We start from the raw sequence: 6,790 nt of genomic DNA, 5'->3' as shown, positions 1-6,790 counted from the left end.
CGTCCTGGGCCAAGGATGGCCCATGACGGCGGCCCACGGATTCAAGCCTTCGTTCGGGCATACCGAGCCTAGGCGAGGTACCGAGTGGTGGGGCGAAGCGTTTTTGGTTACTTTTGGCGCTTTTCCAAAAGTGACACGCCGTAAGGGCGTAACCATAGGCGGCCGTTACCGCAGCAACGGATATGTACTCATTCCACGCCAACATCCTGGTCGGCTGTCAGGCCGCCATCGGGAGCAAGCCCCCTCCCACATTTTGCCCACGGTCTGTCAGTTGGCTATTTGTGATTCCCCATCCACTCCAGCGCCGTGCGCCACACACAAATCCCGAGGAAATACGCTGACATCACCGACCACAACCCAAACGTCCACGGATTGGTGTTGGGATAATCCACCACCATCAAAAAGCTGCAGAGCAACCAGATGGTGGTCACTGCGATATTGATCGGCATGAAGCGCTTGACCCGGAACGGGTGCAGGAACTTCATCGGCGTCACGGTCAGCAGGGCCAGGCCGATCACGGTCAGCAAGGTGACCCAGGCGTCCGGCTGGATGATGTATACGCACAAGGCCACCACGTTCCAGGCGGCGGGGAAGCCGACGAAGTAGTTGTCTTTGCTCTTCATGTTCACGTTGCAGAAGCAGAACAGCGATGACACCAGGATCACCGACACGGTGAACAGGTGGGTAAAGTCCGGCAGGTCGATATAGCGGTAGATAAACAGTGCCGGAATAAACACATAGGTGAGGTAATCGATCACCAGGTCCAGTACCGAGCCGTCAAAGCTGGGCAATACCGTGCTGACATTCACCCGTCGCGCCAGGGAACCATCGACGCCGTCTACCACCAGGGCCAGGCCCAGCCAGAGCAGGCAGGCCTTGGGTGAGTTTTCCAGCAGCGCCAGGGTGGCCAGGAAGGCCAATACCACACCGGTGGCGGTAAAGCCGTGGGCGCCCCAGGCTTTGATTCTGGCTACATGCAGGGTCGATATCACGGGCGGTTCTCCAAAAGGTGAAACGGGGCAGCCGACAACGTGACGCTGTCGAGTCTGGCCGGGGAATGCAGGTATCGACCGGGAAGGGGGTCATAAGGTTCACCGCCCGGCGCATCACATAGCGTAGCAAGCGTAGGACGTTTCGGCATCAGCCTTGGCGAAACACCAGTGCCTTCAGTCCGCTTTGCGCGTCGATATCCGGAAATTCCGGCGGGTTTTGCAGCCGTTCAATAAAGCGCAGGCCCGGTGCTTCGCGGGTGACGCCGTCGATCAGGAAGTCTTCGCCGAAGGCCGGGTCGTTCATGCACGCCAGGACAGTGCCCTGGGCCGTGAGCAAATCCGGCAGGCGACGCAGTACGCGCTGGTAGTCCTTGGTCAGCAGGAAGCTGCCTTTCTGGAAGGACGGTGGGTCGATGATCACCAGGTCGTAGGGGCCGCTGTGGGTGACCTTGGCCCAGGATTTGAACAGGTCGTGGCCGAGGAAGGTGACCTTGCTCAGGTCATGACCGTTCAGGCGGTGGTTATCGCGGCCGCGGCTCAGGGCGCCACGGGCCATGTCCAGGTTCACCACGTGGCTGGCGCCGCCCTCGATGGCCGCGACCGAGAAGCCGCAGGTGTAGGCAAACAGGTTGAGCACGCGCTGGCCCTTGGCCTGTTCGCGCACCCAGTTGCGGCCGTAGCGCATGTCGAGGAACAGCCCGCTGTTCTGCTTTTTGCCCAGGTCGATCAGGTAACGCAGGCCGCCTTCGGTGATGGTCAGCTCGTCGATGGCTGCGCCCACCAGCCATTCCGTGGTGCTTTGCGGCAGGTAGCGGTGTTGCAGCGCCACGCTGTGGGCGCCGGATTGGGCCCAGTCGAAGTCGATCAACAGCTGTTTCAACCCCTCCAGATGGGGCGCTTCGGGCTCTTTGAACAGCGCGACCAGCACCATGCCTTGCAGCCAGTCCACGGTCAATTGCTCCAGGCCCGGCCAGCAGCGGCCACGGCCATGGAACAGGCGCCGGGTTTCAGCCGGCGGGCTGGCCAGGGCGGTGAGCAGGTGGGCGTGCAGGGTAGCGAGTGCGTCTGGGTTCATCGTTGAGCGTCGGTCATTGAGCGGGCGGCATTTTAAACACACTGGTGAGGTTTCGGGTTGTTTGAGCACAACGTGCTGGGAAAAAGCCCATGGGCAGTGATTCATGCTCAAAATTCTGTAAACCGCGCCTGATAACAGGCAAAAAATCCTCAAGCGCCGACATAAACTGGAAAAAAAGCCCGGAGGTGCCCATGAACGGTTTCGCGAGTGCAGTGAATCACACAGCCCTGGATCAACCAGAGCTAGACGAATGGCGCGACGCGCTGGCGTCGCTGGTAGCCAATGCCGGCCCTGAGCGCGCACGCCAGATCCTCGATCTGCTGGCCCGCGATGCCAGCGCTCCGCACATCGACTGGAAACCCCGCCACGGTACGCCCTACATCAATAGCATCAGCGTCGAGCAGCAACCGGCGTTTCCCGGCGACCTGGCCACCGAAGAGCGCCTGGCCTCACTGGTACGCTGGAACGCCCTGGCCATGGTGGTGCGGGCCAACCAGGCCTATGGCGAGCTCGGTGGCCACATTGCCAGTTACGCCAGTGCGGCGGATTTGTTCGAGGTGGGCTTCAATCACTTTTTCCGCGCCCGCAATCACGACTTTGGCGGCGACCTGGTGTTCTACCAGCCGCATTCGGCCCCCGGCATTTATGCGCGCGCCTTCCTTGAAGGGCGCTTGAGCGAGGACGACCTGGCCCACTATCGCCAGGAACTCGGTGGCGCCAAGGCCGGGGCGAGTGGGCTGTGCAGTTACCCGCACCCGTGGTTGATGCCTGACTTCTGGCAGTTCCCCACCGGTTCCATGGGCATTGGCCCCATCAGTTCGATTTTCCAGGCGCGCTTCATGCGCTATCTGCAGCATCGCGGCCTGCAGGACACCGCCGAGCGTCACGTGTGGGGTGTCTTCGGCGACGGCGAGATGGACGAGCCGGAAAGCATGTCGGCCCTGACCCTGGCCGCGCGCGAAGGCCTCGACAACCTGACCTGGGTGGTCAACTGCAACCTGCAACGCCTCGACGGCCCGGTGCGTGGCAACGGGCGGATTATCGACGAGCTGGAGGCATTGTTCGCGGGGGCGGGCTGGAACGTGATCAAGCTGGTCTGGGGGTCGGACTGGGACGCCTTGCTCGCCAAGGACGCCGACGGTTCCCTGGTCAACACGTTGTCGAACACCGTGGACGGCCAATTCCAGACCTTCGCTGCCAAGGACGGGGCCTACAACCGCGAACACTTCTTCGGCCAGAGCGCGGCGCTGGCCAGCTTGGTCAAGGGCATGAGCGATGAGCAGATCGACCGCCTCAAGCGTGGCGGCCACGACATGGTCAAGATCCACGCCGCCTATCATGCCGCGCGCCGGGTCAAGGGCAAGCCCACGGTGATCCTGGCCCAGACCAAAAAAGGCTTCGGCATGGGCGAGGCCGGGCAGGGCAAGATGACCACTCACCAGCAGAAAAAGCTCGATCGCGACGCGCTGCTCGCTTTCCGCAACCGTTTCCAGTTGCCGCTGAGCGATGAACAGGCCGAGTCGCTGAGCTTCTTCAAACCCACGGATGACAGCCTCGAGTTGCGCTACCTGCATCAGCGGCGCACGGCCTTGGGCGGTTATGTGCCCAGCCGTAGCCAGGCCGCGGCACCGGTGAACGTCCCGCCCGTGAGCGGTTACGCCGGTTTCGCCACGGCGGCCGACGGCAAGGAAATGTCCACCACCATGGCCTTCGTGCGCATGCTGACCAACCTGCTCAAGGACAAGGCGCTCGGGCCGCGCATCGTGCCCATCGTGGCGGATGAGGCGCGCACTTTCGGCATGGCCAACCTGTTCAAGCAGATCGGCATCTATTCCAGTGTCGGCCAGCGTTATGAGCCGGAAGACATCGGCTCGATCCTCAGCTACCGCGAAGCCACCGACGGGCAGATTCTTGAAGAAGGCATCAGCGAGGCCAGTGCCATCAGTTCCTGGGTCGCGGCGGCCACCAGTTACTCGGTGCATGGCCTGCGCATGCTGCCGTTCTACATCTATTACTCGATGTTCGGCTTCCAGCGCGTCGGCGACCTGATCTGGGCCGCCGCCGACCAGCGCGCCCGTGGCTTCCTGCTCGGTGCCACGGCCGGGCGGACCACACTCGGCGGTGAGGGCTTGCAGCACCAGGACGGCAGCAGCCACCTCACCGCCGCCACCGTGCCCAACTGCCGCGCCTACGATCCGGCGTTTGCCGGGGAATTTGCGGTGATCCTCGACCACGGCATGCGCCAGATGCTGGAACAGGATGTGGACGAGTTCTACTACGTGACCCTGATGAACGAAAACTACCCGCAGCCAAGCCTGCCCGCAGGCGTGGAGGCGGCGGTCATCAAGGGCCTGTATCGCCTGGAAGGCGCCGCCGACGCCCGGGTACGCCTGCTCGGTTCGGGCACCTTGCTGCGTGAAGCCCAGGCCGCCGCGCGGTTACTGGCTGAGGATTGGCACGTGGCGAGCGAGGTGTACAGCGTCACCAGTTTCAGCGAACTGGCACGGGAGGCGCGGGAAGTGGAACGCTGGAACCGCCTGCATCCGCAGGCCGGCAAGCGCGTCAGTCACCTGAATGACTGCTTGCCGGCAGGTGCGCCAGTGGTTGCCGTGTCCGACTACGTACGCGCAGTACCGCAGATGATTGCGTCCTATCTGGACTCCAGCTACACCGTGCTCGGCACCGACGGGTTCGGTCGCAGTGATACACGGGCGGCGCTGCGGGATTTCTTTGAGGTGGATCGGCATCACATCGTGCTGGCGGCGCTTACCGCGTTGGTGGAGCAGGGCAGTCTTGAGCGGCAGGTGTGCCAGCAGGCGATTGAGCGGTATGGCTTGCAGGTGGATCGCGCAGCTTCCTGGACCTGCTGATTCCCCCCGTAGATACAACACCGCGTAAATCCGTAGCTGTCGAGCCCCGGCGAGGCTGCGTAGGCCGAGACTCGAGCTTGAATCGGCAGCGCGCCTGACGCAGCCTCGCTGGCGCTCGGCAGCTGCTACGACGGTCACATGCTGCTGGCGATGAGGGGCTGACCGAACACTTCGCGTATAAACCCCGGGGCGATATACCGCTCGTAATGCGCCTCGGACAGCAGGAAAAACTCCCGGTCAATGGCATCGCGCAAATCCGCCAGGCTGCGTTCGCGAAACTCCGGCAACAACGCCAACCCATAGGCGTCCAGCCTGGAAATCACCCGCGCGCCCCGGGCAATCAGCTGGTACGCCCAGCAATACGGCGACTGGTGCGGCATAAAGCGAATCTTGCGGTCTTCCAGTTGCTGGCGCAGGCGCTGCGGGTCGAACACTTCCAGCTTGCTGGCCATCACCTGCACCAGCAACTGCTCAAGGCGCAGCCATACCGCCTGCTTTTCCTCGGCGTTGTAGCCATTCCACTGGATCACTTCATGGTGATAACGCTTGCAGCCTCGGCAGACCAGGTCCCCGTAAACGGTGGAGCACAGGCCGACGCAGGGGGTCTTGATGGTTTGATTGGGCATAAAAAATATCGACAAGTGAAACAACACGGCCCCAGAAAGGGGCCGTTTTTTAATCAATCCCAGCTCAGCGCACCGCCGGTCTGATACTCGATCACACGGGTTTCGAAGAAGTTTTTCTCTTTCTTCAAATCCATGATTTCACTCATCCACGGGAACGGGTTAGTCGTCCCCGGATACTCTTCCTTCAACCCAATTTGCGACAGGCGACGGTTAGCGATGAACTTCAAATAGTCTTCCATCATCGCGGCGTTCATACCGAGCACCCCGCGCGGCATGGTATCCCGCGCATATTCAATCTCCAGCTGAGTCCCCTGCAGGATCATCTGGGTCGCTTCTTCCTTCATCTCGGCATCCCACAGGTGTGGGTTTTCGATTTTGATCTGGTTGATCACGTCGATACCGAAGTTCAGGTGCATCGACTCGTCGCGCAGGATGTACTGGAACTGCTCGGCCACGCCGGTCATTTTGTTGCGGCGGCCCATGGACAGGATCTGGGTGAAGCCGCAATAGAAGAAGATGCCTTCCAGGACGCAGTAGTAGGCGACCAGGTTGCGCAGCAGCTCTTTATCAGTCTCGACGGTGCCGGTTTCGAACTTCGGATCGGAGATGGAGCGGGTGTATTTCAGGCCCCAGGCTGCCTTCTTAGCCACCGATGGAATCTCGTGGTACATGTTGAAGATCTCGCCTTCATCCATGGCCAACGATTCGATGCAGTACTGGTAGGCGTGGGTGTGGATCGCTTCTTCGAAGGCCTGGCGCAGGATGTACTGGCGGCACTCCGGGTTGGTGATCAGGCGGTACACGGCCAGGACCAGGTTATTGGCGACCAGGGAGTCGGCGGTGGAGAAGAAGCCGAGGTTGCGCATGACGATGCGGCGTTCGTCGTCGGTCAGGCCTTCGGGGTTTTTCCACAGGGCGATGTCGGCGGTCATGTTGACCTCTTGCGGCATCCAGTGGTTGGCGCAGCCGTCGAGGTACTTCTGCCAGGCCCAGTCGTACTTGAAGGGCACGAGTTGGTTGAGGTCGGCGCGGCAGTTGATCATGCGCTTTTCGTCAACGGCGACGCGGGCGGAGGCGCCTTCGAGTTCGGCGAGGCCTTCGGCGACGTCGAGTTTGTCCAAGGCGGCCTTGGCGCGCACGATGGCGGCGGAGTCACTGGCGGTGACGGCGCGTGCTTCGATGGCGGCAGCGGCACCGGCACCGTCGAGGCGGTCCATGTTGGCTTCG

At 61.9% G+C, this 6,790-nt stretch carries 5 protein-coding genes; 1 reads left to right on the top strand and 4 read right to left on the bottom strand.

Features of this window, described 5'->3' with window-relative positions; all coding sequences use genetic code 11:
- Positions 1-275: 275 nt before the first annotated feature.
- Together pcsA and BFP99_RS26710 are read right to left on the bottom strand one after the other, a co-directional pair.
- A complete protein-coding gene (gene pcsA, locus BFP99_RS26715) occupies positions 276-992 on the bottom strand; it encodes a phosphatidylcholine synthase (RefSeq protein ID WP_065948625.1) in 717 nt (238 codons plus the stop codon).
- Between the two features lie 148 nt (positions 993-1,140).
- Positions 1,141-2,067, bottom strand: a complete 927-nt coding sequence (locus tag BFP99_RS26710) for a class I SAM-dependent methyltransferase (RefSeq protein WP_065948624.1) — start codon at positions 2,065-2,067, stop codon at positions 1,141-1,143.
- A 191-nt stretch (positions 2,068-2,258) separates the two neighbouring features.
- On the opposite strand from BFP99_RS26710, the gene mdeB reads away from it, so the two are divergent.
- The gene (mdeB, locus tag BFP99_RS26705) at positions 2,259-4,937 is read left to right on the top strand and encodes an alpha-ketoglutarate dehydrogenase (protein ID WP_065927822.1); all 2,679 of its coding nucleotides are present in this window, start codon (positions 2,259-2,261) and stop codon (positions 4,935-4,937) included.
- 134 nt (positions 4,938-5,071) lie between these two features.
- On the opposite strand, the gene BFP99_RS26700 is transcribed toward mdeB, so the two are convergent.
- The gene (locus BFP99_RS26700) at positions 5,072-5,563 is read right to left on the bottom strand and encodes a DUF1289 domain-containing protein (RefSeq protein WP_065948623.1); all 492 of its coding nucleotides are present in this window, start codon (positions 5,561-5,563) and stop codon (positions 5,072-5,074) included.
- 53 nt (positions 5,564-5,616) lie between these two features.
- A complete protein-coding gene (locus BFP99_RS26695) occupies positions 5,617-6,780 on the bottom strand; it encodes a ribonucleotide-diphosphate reductase subunit beta (RefSeq protein WP_176719699.1) in 1,164 nt (387 codons plus the stop codon).
- Positions 6,781-6,790 lie beyond the last annotated feature (10 nt).

The sequence above is a fragment of the Pseudomonas sp. 1 R 17 genome (assembly GCF_900067035.1).
Lineage (GTDB): Bacteria > Pseudomonadota > Gammaproteobacteria > Pseudomonadales > Pseudomonadaceae > Aquipseudomonas > Aquipseudomonas marginalis.
This window is presented reverse-complemented; position numbering and strand designations above follow the sequence as displayed.